The organism is Planctopirus sp. SH287 (genome assembly GCF_056500625.1).
Genome location: NZ_CM151403.1, coordinates 2,625,793 through 2,645,933, shown reverse-complemented (window position 1 = coordinate 2,645,933; position 20,141 = coordinate 2,625,793). Strand labels below are relative to the sequence as shown.

Below are 20,141 nucleotides of genomic sequence, written 5' to 3'. Positions count from 1 at the left end.
TGCGTCCCGATAAGGGGCCAATATGAAATTCAAATTGCCACTTTCTCATGGATCCATCAGGTTTCTTGGGTTGCTGGTAGCCTTCTTGCTCATCGGAGTGGGAGGCGTCACCTTTAATCGCTGGTGGCCAGTGTTACAAAACTGGGTGCAAGTCACGATTGCCGCTCAACGAAAATCAGGGGCTTCAGACCAGCAGCCACACGATGAAGGCCAAAGTGATCATGACCATGGTGGCCATTCCCATGGGCATGACGAAGGGAACTCATTAGAGCTTTCGCAACAGGCCATGCGAAACGTGGGCCTGACGGAAGAGTTCCTGAAGCCCATTCAGCTTGAGACGTTTACACGAACCTTCACTGTACCGGCGATTGTTGTCGAACGCCCCGGACGAACGCGGATTCAAGTCTCAACTCCCATGGCCGGGGTCGTGACACATGTTCATGCCGTTCGGGGTGAAGCCGTTATCCCTGGGACACTGCTTTTCGACATTCGGATTACTGCCGATGAATTGGTGGCCAATCAAACCGAATTGCTGAAGACAATTGGGGGCCTTGATGTTGAGAATCGCGAAATTGTCAGGTTGGAAGAAGTGACCAAATCGGGAGCCGTTTCCCAGAAGACGCTCTTAGAGCGGCAATACGCCAAGGACAAATTGGAAGTCCTGTTATCAGCTCAGAAAGAAGCCCTTCGCCTTCAGGGACTTTCTGACCGCCAGATTCAGGACATCATGATCAATCGGCGTTTGCTGCGAGATCTTCAGATCCGTGTGCCGTCTCCCGATCGACATCACGACAATGAATTTGAACTGACTAACAATCCCGTTTCACGTGCGGCACATCGGGAGATCGAAGAGGCCCATTCCGATCCTTCACATGTTCAACCAGGCAATCAACATGATTCGCTCCCTCTGATTCTTCAGGACGTTCTGGTCAGCAAAGGTGAACGCATTCAGGCGGGAGCAACACTGGCTGTTCTGTCGGATATGTCAGAACTCTATCTCGAAGGCCGTGCTTTCGAGCAAGATGCCAGCTTGCTGGCAACTGCCGCAACAAACAAATGGAAAGCGACCGCCATTTTTGAGCAGAGTGGGCAAAAGCCCGAGGAAGTTCACGGGTTAGAATTGTTGTATTCCGCCAGTGACGTGAACCTTGAATCGCGCACACTCCCCTTCTTTGTGCGCTTGCCAAACCAGTTGACCCGCGATGTTCCCTCACCGAACGGCCTCCGTTTCATTGAGTGGAAATATCGCCTGGGGCAGCGTCTGCAATTGAAAATTCCTGTGGAGAAATGGGAACAGCAGATTGTCCTGCCTGTTGATGCCATTGCACAAGAAGGGGCCGAAGCCTTTGTCTTTCAGCAGAATGGAAATCACTTTGACCGTGTTCCGGTTCATGTGATCTATCGTGACTCGGCCTATGCCGTGATTAAGAACGATGGTTCAATTTTTCCTGGTGATGTGGTCGCACGGCGTGGTGCGCATCAGTTGCAGATGGCCCTCAAGAATAAGTCCGGCGGCGGAGTTGATCCGCATGCCGGGCATAATCACTAAACAGGAGGGCCATCATGCTTAATGCGATTATTCGTTTTGCACTTCGCCAGCAGATGATCGTCATGGCTTTAGCCGTGTTCCTGATGGGATATGGGACATGGCAAGCCTTGCACGCGACGATTGACGTCTTTCCTGATCTCAATCGACCACGTGTGGTCATCATGACCGAAGCTCCGGGGCTGGCTCCTGAGGAAGTTGAAACGCTCGTCACATTTCCCATTGAAACCGCGATTAACGGGGCGAATGGAGTTCAAGCCGTTCGCAGCTCTTCAGGGATTGGAATCTCTGTCATTTACGTAGAGTTCGATTGGGGAACCGATATCTACACCGACCGTCAGATCGTGATGGAACGGCTGCAACTGGTTCAAGACCGGATGCCCGCTGGAGTGATGCCCACGCTGGCTCCCATCTCGTCTGTGATGGGTCAGATCCTCATGCTCGGAATGTGGAGCGATGATGGTTCCACAGATCCTGTCGAACTCCGCACGCTGGCCGACTGGGTCGTCCGCCAGCGTCTGCTGACAGTCCCCGGCGTCTCTCAAGTCTTCACCATGGGAGGAGGGCGCAAGCAGTTTCAGGTACTTGTCGATCCCGATTCCCTGTTGCGATATGGGGTCACCTTAAAACAGGTCAAACAGGCCGTCGTCAATAGCAATGAAAACGCCACGGGGGGATATCTCGATCAACAGGGGCCGAATGAGTTGCTGGTGCGTGCGTTAGGACGCATCCAGACGATTGAGGATTTGAAAAAAGTCGTGATCACGATTCGGAACGACCAGCCCATCGCGCTGGCTCAAGTGGCCAAAGTCATGGAAGGGCCGCAGGTCAAGCGGGGAGACAGCAGTGTCTTTGTTCGTCGCAAGGAACATCTCGCTTCCCGCGCACCAGGCCAGCCTCAGGCAAATGGAGAACCAAACGAATTTTCCGGCGGGCCAGCTGTTGTCCTCACCATCAACAAGCAGCCGGGAGCCGACACTCGACTCATCACCGAAAATATTATGAAGGCCATTGAAGAGCTTAAACCCGGGCTTCCATCGGATATTCGGATTCAACCGACATATTCACAGAAGGAATTCATTGACCGAGCCATCGAAAATGTGATTGAAGCTCTCCGTGACGGAGGGATTCTTGTCGTGATCGTCCTGTTTCTTTTCTTGATGAATATTCGCACGACGTTCATCACATTTACCGCCATCCCCCTTTCGCTGGCACTGACAGCGGTCGTCTTTTCGATCTTTGGATTATCCATCAACACAATGACGCTGGGAGGCTTGGCCATTGCCATTGGCGAACTGGTCGATGATGCCATTGTGGATGTCGAAAACATCTTCCGCCGGTTAAAAGAAAACAGGCACGCGGCTCATCCCAAACATCCGCTGCAAGTGGTGTATCAGGCAAGTACCGAAGTCAGGAACTCGGTGGTATTCGCCACGATTGTGGTTTGCCTGGTGTTTGTTCCGCTGTTCGCCTTGTCGGGGATGGAAGGAAAGCTGTTCACTCCTCTCGGGGTGGCCTACATCGTGTCGATCATGGCGTCGTTGCTTGTCTCACTGACAGTGACCCCGATCCTTTCCTACTGGCTTCTGGGAAATGCCCGCTTGATGGATCACGGGCAAGACGGCTTCGTTCTGCGAGGCCTCAAATGGATAGCCGACAAGGTGATTCGATTCAGTCTGACCTTTCCCTGGCTGAACCTCAGCGTGACCGTCGCCCTGGTGGCTATTGCCGGGTTGTTTGTGGTGAATCTGGAAAAGGATTTTCTCCCGCCATTCAACGAGGGGACGATCCAGTTGAACGTCGTTCTGCCACCGGGAACCTCGTTGGCCACTTCCAATGAGATCAATCGCAAAGTGGAACAGCGTTTACAGGCGGTTGAAGACATTGACTCATTTGTCCGCCGGACTGGTCGAGCGGAACTCGATGAACACGCGGAAGGGGTCAATATGAGTGAATACCTCATTGAACTCGACCCTCAATCGCCCCGCAGCCGCGAAGAGTTGCTCAACGAAATTCGTGAAGCCATGGCCGATATTCCCGGAATTGTCACAGCGGCTGAACAACCCATTGCCCATTTAATTTCCCACATGATTTCCGGTGTGAAAGCTCAAGTGGGGATCAAGATCTACGGCGATGATCTCGATGTCCTTCGTCGCAAGGCCGAAGAGATGCTGGGAGCGATGAAATCGATTCCCGGCGTGAAAGATCCTCTGGTGGAGCCACAGGTCATTATTCCTCAACTCCGGATCGAAGTGGATCGCGACAAATTGTTGCTCTATGGGCTGTCAGTCAGCGACATTAACGAATTCATCTCAACGGCCATGAATGGCGATGTTGTCTCAGAAATCCTGATTGGACAGCGCCAATTCGATTTGCTGGTGCGTCTGGATGAGAACACCCGCGAAGATTTGAACGCCCTGAAAAGATTGACAATCGACTTGCCGGAAGGGGGACAGATCCCTTTGGAATCGGTCGCCAAAATTTATCAATCGGGCGGCCCCAATGCCGTAAATCGTGAAAACGTCCGCCGTCGCGTTGTGTTGCAGTGCAATGTCTCCGATCGTGGAGTTGTGGATGTCGTCGAAGACATTCAGCAGAAAATCGCTCCCGTCATTGCCAGCCTTCCGGAAGGTTATTTTGTGGAATACAGCGGCCAGTTTGAAAGTCAGCAGTCGGCCAGCCGCTTAATTGCAGTCCTCTTTGCGATTTCGCTCATGGGTGTTTTTCTGGCTCTGTATTCCATGTTCCAGTCCGTCAATTTATCTCTTCAGGTCATGACGGCTCTGCCCATGGCGTTCATCGGTTCTGTGGTCGCGCTGGTAATCACCGGACAGACACTCACGATTGCCGCCATGGTGGGTTTCATTTCGCTCACGGGGATTGCTTCACGCAACGGAATTCTTCTTCTCAACCATTACCTCCATCTGGTGAGGTATGAAGGGGAAGATTGGACAAAAGACATGATTGTCCGTGCCGGCCTGGAACGGTTGGCTCCCGTCCTGATGACGGCTCTCACTGCTGGAATTGGCCTTGTTCCTTTAGTGCTGGCGGCAGATGAACCAGGTAAAGAAATTCTCTACCCCGTCGCGACGGTCATTCTGGGAGGCATTATCAGTTCAACACTGCTGGACTTCTTTGTTCATCCGGCCCTGTTCTGGTTATTCGGCTTGAAATCAGCCGCCCGTGTGGTGGGCGCATCCCACAAGGAAATCCCGCTGATTGAACACGATCCTGATGATGAAACATGACGAAACGCCCCCATCACAATCTCCCTGACCGGCACGATCTCTCGAAAGCGATCTGTCATGTGGTTCCAGTTCTTCAACTCGATAAGGAATATCGAATGCTTGTTCGTTCTCGCACTTTTCAACGATCCTCTGTTAAAACTCTCCCCGCGATCTGTCTTGTCGCACTCATGATGTCAGGCTGTGGAACGGCTCCCGACTCCGGCAAAGCGTCTCCGTCATCTTCCTCCAACGCTGAAGTTCACGACGACCACAGTCATGCCCACCCGGAGGAAGGGCCGCACCATGGCCACCTCGTGGAATTGGGCAACGAGGAATACCATGCAGAGGTGGTTCATGATGAACAGTCAGGAACTGTGACGATTTATCTTCTGGACGGAAGTGCCAAAAACGCAGTCCCTGTTGAAGCGACGGACGTGACCATCAATTTGTTTCATGAAGGAAAGGCCGAGCAGTTCAAACTCTCTTCTTCTCCTGATGCCAGTGACCCACAGGGAAAATCATCACGGTTTGTTTCGCAGGAGAAGCCCCTTGCCAAGGGACTGGATGCGAAAGGAAGTGCCGCCAGACTGGTGGTGATGGTCAACGGCAAACAATACACAGGGAAGATCGACCACGATCATGACCACAAGCATTAGCAGCCATTTCATTGATTCCATCATCTCGTTGGAGTCAATGGTGTTACCGTCGTTTGCCCAAGCTTGCAGTTTCAGTCAGGCTTGGGCAAACATTTCAATATATCTCGATACAAAATTCATCCTGTAACACCCCGCAAACAACTCGGAAGCACAGATCTTTCGCTGACAGGAGGACTCAAAGTTTTTTTTTTGATCGGCATAGATCGCTTTGACCTCACACTCCTGGTCAAGGGTTGAGAAAAGCTGGGTGGCCTGGCAGTTTTCAAAACACTTCTTGGAGAGGATGAGAAATCGTCCCATCGCATGCTGGACAACCTTGCAAAAATTCCAGAGAATAAATAATATACAACCAGATTGGCGATAATTGTTTTGGAGATAAACACACATGCTGAAAGATGATGCAGCGGAAGTCATTTTGGGATCGTTGAATGCCAACAGCACTGTGTCAGCGAACCACACAGGAAATATAAGTTTGCCGGGATCGGGAATACTGGCAAAAAAACGCTTTTCCTCTTTGAACGAGAGCATGCTATTTGAAGGATGTGTCGGCTCCAGCCCCGTCATGCGAGCGGTCTTTGATCATGTCCGCAGAATCGCCAATAGCTCAGCGACGGTGCTGGTCTTTGGGGAAACGGGTGTGGGAAAGGAACTCATCACCAAAGCCATTCATCGTCTAAGCCGCTGTTCTACCGGCCCATTTGTGAGAGTCAACTGCGGGGCATTGAGTGAAAGTCTTCTGGAAAGCGAACTTTTTGGCCATGTCAAAGGGGCATTCACCGATGCGGTTGAAAACCGTGTCGGCCGATTTGAAGCCGCACACGGAGGAACGATCTTTCTGGATGAGATTAACTCCATCAGTCTTACATTACAGATTAAGCTGTTGAGAGTACTACAGGAACAGCAGTTTGAACGTGTTGGTGATACGCGCACAATGAGCGTCGATTGCCGGATCGTTGCTGCCACCAACAGAGATCTCGAAGAAATGGTTGACGAGGGGACATTTCGCGAAGACCTTTACTACCGCCTAAATGTGCTTCCCATCCATGTCCCTGCTCTTCGTGAAAGGCCAGAGGATATTCCAGAATTATCACGCTATTTCATACAGCGGTACGCTGTGCAGAATGAAAAATCAGTGCGGAAGATTTCCGCAGAAGCTCAAGCCTTTCTCAACACTTATTCCTGGCCCGGCAACGTTCGTGAGCTGGGAAATTATCTGGAAAGGGCGGTCGTGTTGACAGACGGGCCCGAGATCACAGCGGATCTGCTTCCTCCTCATGTGAGGGGGGAAACTCCCATGCGATTTGGACGAGCCAGGAAAAATTCGCTGCAAGCCTTGTGCGCGGAATTGATTGAACGCGGCATTAATGAAGTGGGTGAAGGTCCCCACTGCCATGAGCGTCTGATGGCATTCGTCGACCGGGAATTGATTTCTCAAATCCTGCGAACCAGCCGATCTCAATCAAAAGCCGCCATCAGGCTGGGTATCAACCGGGGTACCCTCAAGAAGAAGATTGAAGAATTCGACCTGGAAAGCGAATTTGCCTGAGAATGTGAGGAGACCTCATCAGGCAGGTTGGCATGATCACGATTCAGAACTCTCCATGCCTGTTCATCGCTTTGGGGCTGACTTTTATACATAACTTTTTCCAGCTGGGTAGCACAGGTTGCCCGTCGCGGGCTACCTGTGTGCTGGAAGCACCGGAGGTTGATTTCAGATAAAAACGAGGCATGTTGGCTGGCTGGGTGCCCAGACGTGGCTTTGCACGCTTGGGTGACGCAGTCACAAGAAACGCGGTATGGCACAGGTAGCCCGAAGACGAGCAACCTGTGCGCCCCAGGGAGAAAAGTTACGGCACTGGACAGCGAGCCCCTTAAATAAGGCTGGATCAGAACCGCCGTCGACCGGAGAAGAAACCTTTTATGGCTTCACCACCCGGTAGAAATCAGAATTTCACGGGGGCCAACCTGCGAGAGCCGAGTGAAGTCATGAATAAGGAATTACGAAAGTATCTATCGAGATCTGTAGCAATTACTGTGTTGCGCGGGCGAGAGTTCTGGCAAGCACAAAATTGGAAACGTCAGTCAATAAAAAAAGAGGGAGCGAGCTGAAAACTCTCACTCCCTCTTTTCGTGATTTCTGCATGATCGTCAGAGTGACCTGACAATCGGGTTTCGCCTGATTCTCAGGGGAAACTCCTCATGAGAAACTGCTACCTGTTCAACTCCAAGATAACGCCGTGACACGGCACTACTGAGCCTTTTCTTCTTTATCAGCGGACTGTTCTGGCAGCTTGCCAAAGATCTTTTCCAGTTCGACTTCCAGAGCCTTGCCACGTGCGTTGATGGAAATAACTTTACCATCAGCACCGATCAGGATGCAGCAGGGGATGGAATACACGCCATAGTGAGAAGAAATGGGATTCTCCCAGCCAGCGCTGGTCTTGGCTTCTTCTTCAGAGGGGAAGAGGTTAATCCAGGGAAGTTCCTTCTTTTCAATGTAAGCCTTCAATGGCTCGATGGTGCGGTCGAGGCTAATGCCCACGACCTCAAATCCCTGGTCATGATAGCCTTTATAAAGAGACTTCACGCGTGGGAATTCCGCTACGCAAGGTCCGCACCAGGTCGCCCAGAAGTCGACGAGCACAACTTTGCCCTTGAGCGAAGCCAGGTCAAACTTCTCGCCGGAAATCGTGGTGCCAATAATTGGCATTTCGTTGCCAACCAGGCCTAAACGGCGAGCCTGACCGCGGTAACGTGCGGATAAGGTTTCGGCTCTCTCTCCGTCAATCTTTTCGACAGCTTCGGCCAGCTTGGTGAAGAAGGCCGCCGCCTTGCCTGCGCCATTGGCGGAATGTTCAAGAGCCTTGCCAGCGGCACTGACCTGCTGCAGCGAAACAGGGGAGAACCCGGATGAGCGGACGTTTTCAATGACTTCAGCCAGCAAAGCTTCGGTTGCTTCTGGTGACAACTGAGGCAGTGAATTCAATTTAAACGTGAACAGTGCGTCAGCAGCTGGTTTGGAAACGGCTGCCCGCTCGTCCTTACCGAGCTTCGTAATCAGAGCCATGGAAGATTCTGAAAACGTGTCGCTATCAATACGCATCAGTATCAACTGAGAAGTCACCAGCAGGGTGGCTGCAGTGGTCAGTTGCTGCTCAGTGGCGTCTTTGTCAGCCAGCACCTTACTGGTGGCTTCAGCGATCGTCTTGGCAGCCTTCATTTGCAACGCAGTCATTTCTGCGGTAGAGGACGCTTTCTGCTTGGCAAGCACGATGGGTGATCTCAAGCGGCGAGCCACTGCGATCAGTTCATCATTACCGCCGGCTGGAATTTCAAAAATGTCTTCGGGGAGCTTGAGGTCTAATTCCTTGACAGTCAGCCCGCGACTGGCTGCTTCGCGAGCTTTTTCCAGAGCAGCGTTCTTGTCTTTATCTGACTGCTTGGCTGCAGGTTCCGCCTGAGCCACAACAACTGCAGGCTGATCATCTGCATGAACAGTGGCCATCATTCCCAAAGGGGCGAATGCTGCGCTGCAAGTCAATGCACACATCCAAAGTGGAGCCGTCCAACGAGACTTTGCAAAAACAGATGCAATTCGCATTCAAGAAATTCCTTGCCCAACCAGAAAACGTTGTTTTGTACACGCACCAGGCCAGCGAGTCAGTGGCCACGCATCAGTAAACACCGGGAAACCTGAAACGGAACTGATGTTTTTTATCAATCCTGATTTCAAATTGCACGGAGAAAATTCACAAAAATGCTGAGTGGCATACTTGAGGTTTACAACGCCCCGTCCCATGCTCACAATTTTGGTCTGTCTTTGTGTGCACAACTTGTCCGCCTTCTGAACTTCACCACGAAAGGGCGACGGCCCAATCGACGAATTGTGAGCTGTCATCTCAGCTGGGTAGCACAGGTTGCCCGTTGCGGGCTACCTGTGTGCTGGAAGCACCGGAGGTTGATTGCCGGTAAAAACGAGGCATGTTGCTGCCAATGAGTGCCCTTGCCCAGACCGTGAGCCAAGGCTGAAAAAGGCTTCTGCTAGCCCATTCTCAAATAAGCTGACCTCTTGTGGCTTTGCCACCCAGGTAGACTGAGTACAGTCAACCTGGGCCACCCCGCGAAGACACAGTCGTGACATCGCTGGGCCACATTTTCAAGTGGCCTCAGGCCTCAAACTGAATTCCCATATCAGAGGGGGCATCGTTCATTCTCTGCCGACACAACATCATTTGTGGTAGGTCTATTTGGGTTCAGCTTCCTGGCTCATCGAAGCAGGGCTGTGTTGATCGACCGAGGACACAAAATTGTTCACCGGATTTGATGACTGAAAAAGAGGCTCAGAACGTGTCGCGCTTCCAAGGTCTTCAACAGAGGGCTGCTCGAACCCGAGATGCTGATCTTTTAAGCAGGTCAGTAGCCGTTGCAGATTGGGTTCTGCAACGCGATAGAACGTGTAACGCCCTTCTTTGTCGCTTCCCAACAGGCCGCAGTGCTGCATGAGGCGGAGGTGTTCTGAGGCCATGTGGCTGGGAATTGAACAGGACTCAGCCAATTCACCTACGGAATACTTACCCGCCAGCAACATCTCCACCATCCGTAAGCGATGGGGGTGGGCAAGAATGCGAAGCCGCTCGGCAATCCGGTCAAAAACTTCCGGATTGGTCCAACAGGGAGAAGAGGTTCCCTCATTGGGCAAAGAGTACGACATGCTGGGGCCTTTCCTGATCCATCACGGATGTGGTCAACTCTGATCCTGGCCCTAGGATCCCTGGCTGCATCATATCAAATCTGATGTCTGTTAAAACGATTAACCTTGCGAATCATGCCCCGTTTTGAAGAACGTCCTCGAAGCTTCCCTACGACCTGCAAAAAAAAGAGATGAGCAGCCAATTTTCCTATTACAAAAGATTGACAAATGTCCGAACCAGTCAGCACAGAAATCCCATGAGCTTTCAATGGCTATTTCCTCTGAATTTGAACAATCGGGGGGAGTCATTTTTCTTCGGTCGTTTTGGTAACGATCACGCTGGTTGCCAAAAGTCCCCAACCGAGCAGGAATGCCACACCGCCGAGTGGTGTGATGGCTCCCAGCATGCGCACTCCTGTCATGGTCAGTGCATACAGGCTGCCCGAGAATAAGATCACCCCGATGAGGAAAAAACCTCCCGCAAGATGTAATAACCGCTGCTTCCTCTCTCCTGCCTGCCATTGAAGCTGGCCATAAATCCCGACAGCAATCAGGGCCAGGCCATGAGACATCTGATAAGTGGCCCCTGTCGTGAAGTCTTGAAGATACTTCCTCCCCAGAGGAATCACTTCACCGGCCACCTCCCTCGTCTGACCGGCGTACATCTGACCGAAAAGATCCGTCAAAGAATGGGCCGCAAATGCCCCCGTCACAACACTCAACCCAGCCACAACGGCTCCAATTGCAATCCACCATTTCATGATGACGGAGACCTTCTCGAGTGACATAATTTTCAGATATTGTTTTTGCACGACAGTAATATCAGCCACATGAGAAACTGTTTGACACAACCCAAACGGTTTCTCCCGCGATGACAACATTACGAAGCCGCGTGGATGATCTGGATTCCCAGCAGATCGGCAAACTCCCGCATCAGATTCGCATGAGCCGGCCAGGCGGGGGCTGTCACCAGATTTCCCTCCACATAGGCTTCGTCAACTGGCGTGGCCACATATTGCCCACGAGCCAACGTGATCTCTGGCCCACAAGCGGGATAAGCCGTGCAGCGACGTCCTTCCACAACACCAGCGGCCGTCAGCAATTGAATGCCATGACAAATGGCGGCCACAGGCTTGGCCGCATGAAAGAAGGCACGGACAGCTTCCAGCACCCGTTGATCCAGCCGCAAGTATTCAGGAGCACGACCACCAGGGACATAAAGCCCGTCGTACTCGCTCAGCTTTGCCAGCACCTCATCAAAATCAGCATTAATGGTGAAGCGGTGGCCGGGTTTTTCCGTGTATGTCTGGTCGCCTTCAAAGTCATGAATCGCGGTCTTAATAAAATCACCCACACGACGACCGGGACACACGACATCGACATCACAGCCCAGCAACTGGAGCATCTGGAAGGGCACCATCAATTCGTAGTCTTCAACAAAGTCACCCGCCAGAATGAGAATTTTGGCCATGTTCAGGTTCCGATATTTCTACAGAGAAGGTCAAAGAAGTCTCGCAGGATGCAGATCACGGAGAGAAATCAAAAAGCCTGCCACCTATGAGTCTCTCTAAGATGGCGGATCAGGCCTCAACAGGATGACAAAAAGGGATGAGCACGCGCGAGCGAACCACATCCTCCAATTGGCGAATCACGTCTTCAAAGGGTAAGGCCGTGGTGTCGACAATCGTCGCATCATCGGCCGGCTTGAGCGGCGCGATCGCTCGGTTTCGATCTCGTTCATCGCGAAGCTGTTGTTGTTGAAGTATTTCTTCAAATGGAACCGTTTGCCCTGTGCCGCGAAGTTGGGCCTCTCTTCGTTTCGCTCGCTCAAAAGCAGAAGCTGTCAAAAAGAATTTGCAGGGAGAATCAGGAAAAACGATCGTTCCTTGATCGCGTCCTTCGGTCACCATGTTGCGACCTTCAGCGGCCTGCCGCTGCAATGCGACCATCTGGTCACGAACCGCTTCAACAGAAGCCACTTGAGAAGCGGCTAACGTGACTTCTGGCAGGCGAATCGCTTGTGTGACATCCAGCCCATCCAGAAAAATGGTTCCCTGATCCAGCACGAGACGCGCCTGCCGTGTGAACTCGGCAACCTGTTCCTGGTGAGTCAGGATGATTCCCCGACTCAGGCATCCCCAGGCAATCGCACGATACATTGCACCGGTATCGAGAAAAGAAAATCCCAGCCGTTCAGCCAGGCGGCGGGCAGCAGTGCTCTTACCTGTTCCCGCTGGCCCGTCGATCGTGATCACAATGCCTGGGGAGGCTGTCATGTCAGGGCTTTCCTGATGTGTCGATAAGGGCCACGCCGTTCATGAATCGCTTCAGAGCCAAGATTTCGTACACTCTTAACTGCTGATCGCTTCATATCTTAGCGATTGTTGACGCATCAAGAAAGGCACGAACTGCCCGGATCATCCGCCACGAACTGGCATAAGTCATTTGAGCCAGGGGCGTGAAAAGGATTGCGAGCCGCGAGCTTTCTTCGAAATGGACTTCAGGCGGCCTTCTTTGATCGTTCCGCCAGCAAGCGGTATTTGAGAAATGCCCCACTGGCAATATGACGGGCCAGAAAGAATCCGGTGGATCCATCCATGAATCCTCCGCGTAGCAAATAAGCTTTGACGAAATTTCCGGCACAATGGGCATAGGCATCGAACGCCGTCGCAGATTGTCCACGTTCGTGCAATTGATCGACCATCTGATGGATATAGCGTGTGTTTCTGTGAATGTACTCTTCCCGGTTATGGTAACTGTAGTGGAGCATTCGCTCACGGAGATGGCTCGTGGCTCCCTGAAGTTGAACGCTGGCGTGGGGGTTGACACCTCCCCACTGAGCTTGTGACTTCCGGAATAATCTCAGCAGATAATCGGGACTCCAGGTTCCCCAGCGAACTTCGGTCTCGCCAATAAATGAACGCCGGCCAATCCAGTAACCTGACCGATCGAACGCTAACGTACGAATTTCAGCGATCAGGGGATCGGTCAGATGTTCGTCAGCATCAAGGGAAACGACCCAGTCGTGGCGACACTGCGCCAGGGCATAATTCTTCTGACTGATAAAGCCGTCAAAAGGACGCTGAAAAACACGGACATTAGGGAACCCGGCAGCGATTTCCAGAGTGGCATCCGTTGAACCAGAGTCAACAAGGACAACGTCATCGCACCATGTCAACGAAGACAGGCACTGGCCAATATACTCTTCTTCATTGAAGCTGATGATTGATGCCGAGAACGCGGGAAGTGGTTTCATGCTCATGAATCCCCAATTGATACTGAACCTGCCTGACCCAAAACGCTGATGTGAGAAAATCGCGAATGAGGATTTCCAAGCCCACCATCCCACGGGCCAGTCCTGTGGGAGAACCAAACTGAAGGAGCGAAGATCACATAGCGATAGGTCGGCGTTTCCATGTGACGTGAGCGAAAATGCCGTACCCTGATGCTGTGTAACCCCCTCATATAGTTGGCTTTGAGAAAACAGGTCAAGTTCAAAAGCGGGGGAGAGAGAAAAGGGGAGGGCAAATGAGAACGATCCGCAGTCCCTGGATATCCAGAAACTGCGGATCGTTGAAGCAAAAAAGATGCCGGAGGTGGGACTCGAACCCACACTAGGGGTGAACCTAACCGGATTTTGAATCCGGCGCGTCTGCCATTCCGCCACTCCGGCTGGAGTGTTCACTGCCGAGATTCCACAGGCTTTTAGGGGTGATCAATCAGGATTCACCATGCAATTCCCAATAACCAAAGCACTATTTCATACGCAGCGAGACAGATAATCGATCAGATGCGTCCACTTTGCAAGTCTAAGCGGCAGAACTCCGGAGCGTCGCCATAAAATCGTCCAGAATTCCCTGCACATCAGGATCTCGCAGCACTTCGACATTCGGCCGCCAGACGGGTGGGACGCGACGATCGAACACTGTCATTCCTCGCGTCAAATGAGCGTCCACTTCAATATCGACGGCCTGTGTGCTGTGCTGAAAAAGTTCTGGGCGCACGACGCCAGCCAGGGCTGCCAACTCAGGCAACCGCCAGCTTTCGGTACCTTGAAACTGATGCTGTCTCCGGAGCGCAAAAGGAACAATGGATTGCAGCCACTCGCCAATTTTTCCCAGCCTCGAAAAGTTCAAACGATCCAGTTGGCCAAACGTGATCGACAACTTGTGAGACGCATCGTAAGGAATCAGTGTCTTCGTGCAGGGCGACTTGAGAATCATGCGAGCTGCAAGCGGATCATGATACATGTTGAAATCAGCCACTGGCGTCACATTCCCCGGGCCATCAAATGTTCCTCCAGAGATGACCAACCCTTTGAGTCGCATCAGAAGTTCAGGATCTTTTTCCGCTGCCAGGCTGATGTTGGTCAAGGGGCCGAGCGCCAGAACGATCAGTTCCTGAGGGTAAGCGCGGGACAGTTCAATGATCAGTTTAGCCGCCTCTTTGGGGTGTGCGGGATCGACACCTCGGCAAGGCCAGTCACCCATGCCCGTTTCCCCATTGAGTTGACGATAATGCGCGAGATGGCCCGATGGGATGCTGGCCACAGGCTCAGTCTCATCGGTGAGTTGCGTCCCTAAGCGGGGCCAACGTGCGGGGTCAACGATGGTGACCAGTTCCTGGAGGTTGATCGCCGCCTGTTTGGATGAAATGAAACTGCTGACGGCCGTCAGACCCACAACATCAAGGCGAGGATCCTTCATGGCAATAGCAATCGCAAGTGCGTCGCCCAGCCCGGGGTCGGCGTCAATCAGAAGTCGTTTGGGAGTCATGATCGTCTCCTGAATTGTGTATCAACCCCGACTCCAGTCCACTGATCACAGCACGCAACGTGCCATTCAAAACAGGTGCCAGTGACTTGAGAGCAGGCTAAAACCGACTGAAAGATCGTCCAATACAATTTTTTTTGTGAGACACTCACTCTCCAGTATAGTGAGTTCTTGTTCTGGATGACCGCAGAGAATTGTTGAACATTGGCTCACGGTCTTCCCTCGCCGTCAATCGGGCGTACAATTCTCGGAAAGGCATTCGTCTGATGTCTGGAGGATTCTGTTGATCGCACGGTTTAGTCTGTTGTTGCTGATTTTTCCGTTAGTCGAACTCTATCTCTTGATCCGACTGGGGCAAGTGATTGGAGCTTTCTGGACGGTTTCGCTGGTGGTGGCCTCAGCACTGGCAGGTGTCTGGTTAATGAGATTTGAACTGTATCGGATCTCAATTCAACTTCAGCAGGCAGCCCAGCAAAGGCGTCCTCCCGCAGGGCAGGTCACGGATGCAGCAGCAATCTTCATGGCTGCGGTCTTATTGATCGTTCCAGGCTTGATCACTGATGTGCTGGCGTTGGCTCTGCTGTTTCCCTTAACCCGGCGCCCGTTAATGAACTGGCTCAATCGCTATTTCTGGCCTTCGGGAGCATCGGCTTTTCAGATGCGAACGGGGACGTTCTCTGGTGGCCAGTTTACCTCCCGGCAATTCTCTTCCAGTGAGACAGGAACCGGCCCCGTCGGTTATGTCTGGACTCAATCATGGGATTCAACAGGGGCAACAACTCCGGGGACAATTGACCCTTCCCGGCCTCTGGAAAATCTGGAAGATTCCGATTCACCGCCTCAGTCACAAGTGCTGGAGGTTGAGTCGATCCGTAAGCCGGTGAATGACTGAAGCTTTTACTGCTTTTTCTTTGAAGAAACGTTCTTTTGACCATCCTGCTTTGGCGCAGTGGCCAAAGCAGGATGAGGTACTGGATCTGCTGGTTGAGGCGCCTCAACAGGTCGAACTGACGCTTGTCGAACTGACGCTTGAGGAGGGAAGGTCAGTGCGCAACAGCCAAGATCGAGTCGGCCCAGACTAAAGACGTCGGGTTGAATGGAATAATAGACAAATCGCCCCTCTTTCTGGCGATTAACAAAATTGCTGCCAAGAAGAATCTTCAAATGATGCGAGACCAGCATCAGAGGAATTTCAAGCAGTTCGGCCAGGTCACCCACAGCCATCGGGCCGGCTTGCAACGCTTCAAGAATGCGCAGACGAATCGGCTCACTGAGAACTTTCAATTTCTCAGCACATTCGTTGGGGCGAACATCGGGAGGGTCATTGCACGACATGCCAGCAGAGTACCTCTCCCAAGTCAAACTGTCACGGCCAGCTTTTTATGAATCAACGGGCATCCATGGACTTCTCAGGAATACGATTTTATTGATTTGCGGTAGGGATCGGGAGTTGTCCTGCTTCCCAGGCTTTCGCTTTATCGCTATCAGAAATGGCAGATTCAATCGTGAAGCGAATTGACGAAGAAGGGCCGTTGCGGGTTCCAGGGATCGACTGGGCAGGCACGCGTCTCGCTAAAGGGGCTGACTTATACATCTGTAAGTTAGAGATCAGCCACTGGGTGTATTGACCACCATCGGTTGTTAAAGTGACTAAAAATGTCATTGGGCGAATTGTCGAGAGATTCTTAATCTGGCCCTCGACTTGCAATCTTCCTGACTGCCCACTGTTGATTGCTCTGATTTCTACAGAAGCTAAATGAGAATCACCAGTAATATAGCCAGGGCGAACCTGATCGCGATCGACAACCTTTTGTCTCTTTAATGCCGCATCCAAAGCCGCGGGCAACTCCTTTTGGAGTTCGTTAATAGTGCTTCCAAAGATCGCTTCAAACTCTTTTCGTCGAACTTCGGCGGACTCAATACCTAGCACAGGCTTCTGACCAAGAGTTTTGACATATTGAGCATATTGAGTTTTATAGCGAGTCATGAGAAGCCAGTGCATCGCCCACGCATTGGCATAAGCTTCACCTGCCAACAGGTCGCCACGAAAGGCCCGGTCATTACTGACAATCTCATTCCAATCAACATTGCGGGCTGCTAAAGCCGTTCGGGCATAGCGGAGATTGATTTTCCCCGGCCCGCCAGTGACTTTCTCGCCATTCGCTTCAAACCCGGTAGCAATCCCTTCATTGAACCAGACGGGGATCGGCGCGATACGCTGAAACAGGCCCCTGTTATAGACTTGCTGATGAATGGCTTCATGGAGTGGAACTTCAAAGCTATCGCACTCTGCCATCTTTAGCACAAGACGATTGGAAGTTGCTGTATAAAACCCCAGGACGTTCGTTCCTGAAAGTCCCGTACCATCCGTTTCTTTTTGGTAATACTCCAGAAACTGGTCGTTAGTCTCAAAGATCAACACCACGAGGGGATGGGTGGGAGGCTCCAGAGACAGGTTGAGATCCTGAGCGTATTTTTCAAAGACATTTTCGATTGTTTTGAAAAAACGCGTCGCCTTTCGGCAAAAAACTGTGGCGCGAGATTCATAAGCTTTAGGTAAAGGTGAAGCCAGAATCAGCGCCACGACATAAGGTGCATCAATCGATGTGACACAGACTTCTTTGCCAAACTCCTCATCCAGTTCCTGAGCCATCGCAACAGGAGTCAGTGGTGGTGGGGCGTCTCCGTGTCGACGAGACTTCAAGGCGACACTGGCCAGTGTCTCATAACTGCCATCGGCCTTTTCAATCGCGATGGCTCCCTGTCCCTCGCCAGCCAATCTCCCTGTGACCGTGCGAACCTGGCGGCGCTCGTTAAAGAGTTCAAATTCGTCGGCACACACGAAAGACGAACCGAGGCAGACCAGTGTCAGAGCACTGAGGCAGAACGCCATATGGTGTCTCGCCAAAGGCCGCATTCCCATCCCTTTGAAAAAATCTGATGACAGATCCGCTCAGAATACAACAGCCGATGACTTTGCGATCTCTCCAGCGATTTTCTTCGTCAATGCCTGATGCACAATACGTTGGTTGCCTGAAAATTGACGAATCCCTCAAAGTTTTACAATAAAGCACACTTCAGCAGATACGGAAAAATCCTCCGCTTCAAACTGATAAAATCCACAAACGGAAGATTGATCAACGGTATTGCTCCGCGTCACTCAGGATTCTCCTTTTGGAACGCTGGTTGCATCATAATCTCTTTCCAAGACGTTGGCTGCCAGAATGGCAGTTAATCTTCTCATCATCTTACTGCCCCAAACTGCCAAAATTATCAAGAGTCAACATTTCTGGAGGCCAAGCATGACGACCGGCGCTCGTGAAGAGTTCACGTTTCAGACTGAAATCAAGCAACTGCTGAAGATTCTTTCGCACTCACTTTATCAGAACAGTGAAATCGCTGTTCGCGAGCTGGTCTCAAATGCTTCTGACTCGTTGAACAAATTACGACACATTCAGCTTTCGCAGGCCGAGTACCGCGATGACGCCCCCCTGAAGGTGACATTAACACCCGACGCGGCAGCTAAAACCCTGACCATTGCCGATAATGGTATTGGGCTGACTCATGAGGAACTGATTGAGAATCTGGGAACCATCGCTCACAGCGGTTCTCTGGAATTTATGAAAAAAGCCGCGGAAGCGAAGGCTCAAGCCCCCAGCGGAGAAGGAGCAGGCGGTTCATCGGATCTCTCGCTGATCGGACAGTTTGGCGTTGGTTTTTACGCCGCATTCATGTTGGCCGACACCGTCGATGTCATCACTCGCAGTTATCGTGATGAAACCGGCTGGAAGTGGTCATCAGATGGTACCGGGCAGTACACCATTGAACCTGTGGAAGATGCTCCGCGCGGTGCACTGATTGTTCTGCACCTCAAAGAAGATGCCGTGGAGGAATTTACCCAGGCATACCGACTGGAATCGATTGTCCGCCGCTATTCCACCTTCGTCCCGCACCCCGTTTATGTCGGCGACAAGCACGTCAACGATCAATTGCCCATCTGGGTTGAACCGAAGTCGCAAGTGACTGCCGAGCAGTACAAGAGCTTCTATCAGTGGTTGACCAGACACACCAACGAAGAACCGCTCTGGCATTTGCACCTGTCAGCCGACTCTCCGTTGCAGTTCCAGGCGATTCTCTATTGCCCGCCTGCCAATCTGGAATTGCAGGGATTCGGCCGTCTTGAACATGGTTTGACGCTCTGCGCGAAGCGAATTCTGGTGCAGGACGACAACAAGGATCTCCTGCCCGATTACCTCCACTTCATGTATGGCTTGGTCGATTCCGCCGATCTGCCGCTGAATGTTTCCCGGGAGACGCTTCAGGACAACCGGCTGATTCCTAAGCTGCGCCGAGTGCTGACAAAGAAAGTGCTTGACCACCTGGCCGATCTGGCTGAAGAACAACCTGCCACCTATGCCAAATTCTATGAACAGTTTGGCATGGTTTTACGCGGCGGTGTGGGCGTGGATTACGAAAACCGCGAGAAGGTCGCCAAACTTTTAAGGCTCTCTTCTTCGCATGATGTCACCCCTGGTGCCACAACCTCGCTAAGCGATTACGTCAAGCGGATGCGTGAAGATCAGACACAAATCTATTATCTCGGCGGCCCGGATCTGGCGAGCTTGTTGCGTAACCCGCATTATGAAACGTTCCGGGAAAAGAATCTGGAAGTTCTCTTCCTGACCGATCCGGTGGACGAATTCGCTTTATCTCACTTGCAGGAGTTTGAAGAGAAGTCTCTCGTTTCGATTGATTCCGCAGATATCCAGCTTCCGGCATCGACTGAAGCGCCAAAACCTGATGGCGCTGAGGGCGAAGGAAGCGGTTCTTCTGTGATCGCACCGGCTGGCTTTGATCGTGTCCTGGAAATTTTCCGCACAGCTTTAGGCGAGCGTGTGCAGGATGTTCGCAAAGCCACCCGATTGGCCAGCAGTCCCGTCTGCCTGGTGAACCCACAAGGTTTCATGAGCAGCCAGTTGCAAAAAGTCCTGAGCCAGACGGTGAAAGACTACAACTTGAGCCGCCGGATTTTTGAAGTCAATCCGCAAGCCCCGCTGATCACGCGATTGGCCGCGTTGTCAGCTTCAGGAACCAATGACAGCTTCATCGCGGATTGCGGGTTGCAACTTTACGCCAGCGCGATGTTGCTGGATGGACTGGTAGTTGAACCTGATACCACAGCCGACCGGATGCGAAAGCTGATGGAAGAAGCCGCCGATTCCCGTTCAGTCATCATCACCTGATCGGCGC

The 20,141-nt window shown here is 52.0% G+C and carries 15 protein-coding genes and 1 tRNA gene; 6 read left to right on the top strand and 10 right to left on the bottom strand.

Features of this window, described 5'->3' with window-relative positions:
• Positions 1-22: 22 nt before the first annotated feature.
• The 4 genes from SH287x_RS09850 (at position 23) to SH287x_RS09835 (ending at position 6,975) form a co-directional block, all read left to right on the top strand.
• Entirely contained in the window at positions 23-1,549 is a 1,527-nt protein-coding gene (locus SH287x_RS09850; RefSeq protein WP_479518542.1) for an efflux RND transporter periplasmic adaptor subunit, read from the top strand.
• A gap of 14 nt (positions 1,550-1,563) precedes the next feature.
• Entirely contained in the window at positions 1,564-4,794 is a 3,231-nt protein-coding gene (locus SH287x_RS09845; RefSeq protein ID WP_479518541.1) for an efflux RND transporter permease subunit, read from the top strand.
• Positions 4,791-5,429, top strand: coding sequence for a hypothetical protein (locus SH287x_RS09840; protein WP_479518540.1), 639 nt, complete (start codon positions 4,791-4,793; stop codon positions 5,427-5,429). The genes SH287x_RS09845 and SH287x_RS09840 overlap by 4 nt, the downstream gene beginning before the upstream one ends.
• A 385-nt stretch (positions 5,430-5,814) precedes the next feature.
• On the top strand, positions 5,815-6,975 hold the full coding sequence (locus SH287x_RS09835; protein WP_479518539.1) for a sigma-54 interaction domain-containing protein: 1,161 nt from the start codon (positions 5,815-5,817) through the stop codon (positions 6,973-6,975).
• Between the two features lie 702 nt (positions 6,976-7,677).
• Here the strand turns inward: SH287x_RS09835 and SH287x_RS09830 are convergent.
• The 8 genes from SH287x_RS09830 to SH287x_RS09795 form a co-directional block, all read right to left on the bottom strand.
• Entirely contained in the window at positions 7,678-9,030 is a 1,353-nt protein-coding gene (locus tag SH287x_RS09830; RefSeq protein ID WP_479518538.1) for a TlpA family protein disulfide reductase, read from the bottom strand.
• A gap of 642 nt (positions 9,031-9,672) precedes the next feature.
• Entirely contained in the window at positions 9,673-10,140 is a 468-nt protein-coding gene (locus SH287x_RS09825; RefSeq protein WP_479518537.1) for an ArsR/SmtB family transcription factor, read from the bottom strand.
• Between the two features lie 284 nt (positions 10,141-10,424).
• Positions 10,425-10,880, bottom strand: coding sequence for a DUF423 domain-containing protein (locus SH287x_RS09820; RefSeq protein WP_479518536.1), 456 nt, complete (start codon positions 10,878-10,880; stop codon positions 10,425-10,427).
• 119 nt (positions 10,881-10,999) lie between these two features.
• Entirely contained in the window at positions 11,000-11,590 is a 591-nt protein-coding gene (locus SH287x_RS09815; RefSeq protein WP_479518535.1) for a DJ-1/PfpI family protein, read from the bottom strand.
• Between the two features lie 109 nt (positions 11,591-11,699).
• Complete coding sequence (gene cmk / locus SH287x_RS09810) at positions 11,700-12,395, bottom strand: (d)CMP kinase (protein ID WP_479518534.1); 696 nt, start codon at positions 12,393-12,395, stop codon at positions 11,700-11,702.
• Positions 12,396-12,619: 224 nt separating this feature from the next.
• Positions 12,620-13,375: a glycosyltransferase family 2 protein gene (locus tag SH287x_RS09805; RefSeq protein ID WP_479518533.1), complete on the bottom strand. Its 756-nt coding sequence runs from the start codon at positions 13,373-13,375 to the stop codon at positions 12,620-12,622.
• A 332-nt stretch (positions 13,376-13,707) separates the two neighbouring features.
• Positions 13,708-13,792 (bottom strand) — tRNA-Leu (locus SH287x_RS09800).
• A 136-nt stretch (positions 13,793-13,928) separates the two neighbouring features.
• Positions 13,929-14,894 (bottom strand): nucleoside hydrolase, encoded by a 966-nt coding sequence (locus SH287x_RS09795; protein WP_479518532.1) that lies wholly within the window; start codon positions 14,892-14,894, stop codon positions 13,929-13,931.
• A 280-nt stretch (positions 14,895-15,174) separates the two neighbouring features.
• Between SH287x_RS09795 and SH287x_RS09790 the strand changes: the two genes are divergently transcribed.
• Complete coding sequence (locus SH287x_RS09790) at positions 15,175-15,783, top strand: FxsA family protein (protein WP_479518531.1); 609 nt, start codon at positions 15,175-15,177, stop codon at positions 15,781-15,783.
• A gap of 5 nt (positions 15,784-15,788) precedes the next feature.
• Here SH287x_RS09790 and SH287x_RS09785 read toward each other — a convergent pair whose 3' ends face one another.
• A complete protein-coding gene (locus tag SH287x_RS09785; protein ID WP_479518530.1) occupies positions 15,789-16,226 on the bottom strand; it encodes an ArsR/SmtB family transcription factor in 438 nt (145 codons plus the stop codon).
• Between the two features lie 88 nt (positions 16,227-16,314).
• Positions 16,315-17,808, bottom strand: coding sequence for a DUF1570 domain-containing protein (locus SH287x_RS09780; RefSeq protein ID WP_479518529.1), 1,494 nt, complete (start codon positions 17,806-17,808; stop codon positions 16,315-16,317).
• 385 nt (positions 17,809-18,193) lie between these two features.
• Here SH287x_RS09780 and htpG point away from each other — a divergent pair, with 385 nt between their 5' ends.
• A complete protein-coding gene (htpG, locus tag SH287x_RS09775; protein ID WP_479518528.1) occupies positions 18,194-20,134 on the top strand; it encodes a molecular chaperone HtpG in 1,941 nt (646 codons plus the stop codon).
• Positions 20,135-20,141 lie beyond the last annotated feature (7 nt).

Bases quoted from the DNA above. Each gene is read 5' to 3' on its own strand.
- SH287x_RS09830 (WP_479518538.1), bottom strand. From the start codon at position 9,030: ATGCGAATTGCATCTGTTTTTGCAAAGTCTCGTTGGACGGCTCCACTT.
- SH287x_RS09820 (WP_479518536.1), bottom strand. From the start codon at position 10,880: ATGAAATGGTGGATTGCAATTGGAGCCGTTGTGGCTGGGTTGAGTGTT.
- SH287x_RS09785 (WP_479518530.1), bottom strand. From the start codon at position 16,226: ATGTCGTGCAATGACCCTCCCGATGTTCGCCCCAACGAATGTGCTGAG.
- htpG (WP_479518528.1), top strand. From the start codon at position 18,194: ATGACGACCGGCGCTCGTGAAGAGTTCACGTTTCAGACTGAAATCAAG.
- SH287x_RS09825 (WP_479518537.1), bottom strand. From the start codon at position 10,140: ATGTCGTACTCTTTGCCCAATGAGGGAACCTCTTCTCCCTGTTGGACC.
- SH287x_RS09795 (WP_479518532.1), bottom strand. From the start codon at position 14,894: ATGACTCCCAAACGACTTCTGATTGACGCCGACCCCGGGCTGGGCGAC.
- SH287x_RS09850 (WP_479518542.1), top strand. From the start codon at position 23: ATGAAATTCAAATTGCCACTTTCTCATGGATCCATCAGGTTTCTTGGG.
- SH287x_RS09845 (WP_479518541.1), top strand. From the start codon at position 1,564: ATGCTTAATGCGATTATTCGTTTTGCACTTCGCCAGCAGATGATCGTC.
- SH287x_RS09840 (WP_479518540.1), top strand. From the start codon at position 4,791: ATGACGAAACGCCCCCATCACAATCTCCCTGACCGGCACGATCTCTCG.
- SH287x_RS09805 (WP_479518533.1), bottom strand. From the start codon at position 13,375: ATGAAACCACTTCCCGCGTTCTCGGCATCAATCATCAGCTTCAATGAA.
- SH287x_RS09835 (WP_479518539.1), top strand. From the start codon at position 5,815: ATGCTGAAAGATGATGCAGCGGAAGTCATTTTGGGATCGTTGAATGCC.
- SH287x_RS09780 (WP_479518529.1), bottom strand. From the start codon at position 17,808: ATGCGGCCTTTGGCGAGACACCATATGGCGTTCTGCCTCAGTGCTCTG.
- SH287x_RS09815 (WP_479518535.1), bottom strand. From the start codon at position 11,590: ATGGCCAAAATTCTCATTCTGGCGGGTGACTTTGTTGAAGACTACGAA.
- cmk (WP_479518534.1), bottom strand. From the start codon at position 12,395: ATGACAGCCTCCCCAGGCATTGTGATCACGATCGACGGGCCAGCGGGA.